This window comes from Micrococcus sp. HG099 (genome assembly GCF_024723355.1).
Classification (GTDB): domain Bacteria; phylum Actinomycetota; class Actinomycetes; order Actinomycetales; family Micrococcaceae; genus Micrococcus; species Micrococcus endophyticus.
In genome coordinates this window covers 1-396 of the sequence record NZ_JANQCJ010000313.1, presented here as the reverse complement: position 1 = coordinate 396, position 396 = coordinate 1, and the positions used below count along the sequence as shown (strand labels likewise).

Annotated in this window: 1 protein-coding gene; it reads right to left on the bottom strand. The window is 62.1% G+C overall.

Annotated elements, in window-relative coordinates; all coding sequences use genetic code 11:
• Nucleotides 1–376: radical SAM protein (locus NWP10_RS12390; protein WP_258301100.1), on the bottom strand; the 376-nt coding region annotated here is incomplete at its 3' end.
• Nucleotides 377–396: the final 20 nt, after the last annotated feature.

The following is a 396-nucleotide window of genomic DNA, read 5'->3' as shown; positions in this document are numbered from 1 at the left end:
GATCGGGGATCACCAGCAGGCGCAGCTCCGTCAGGCGATGACGATCGGCCAGCCAGCGGATGCTCTGCTTGATCAGCGTGTTTTCGCGCCCGGTCAGAAAACGGTGATGTTCATTGCCCCAGGCTTTCAGATCCACCATCGCGCCGTCAAACACCGGAAACAGCTTTTGCCAGCCGGTTTCGCTTAACAGGCCGTTGCTGTCCACCAGGCACGTCAGATGGCGCAGGGACGGATCGGCTTTGATCGCGGTGAACAGCGCAACCAAAAACGGCAGCTGCGTGGTGGCCTCACCCCCGCTGACGGTCACGCCCTCAATAAACGGCGCGGACGTGAGCACCCGGGAGAGGATCTCCTCGACGCTATAGCGCTGCGCCATCGGCGTCGCCTGCTTCTGAC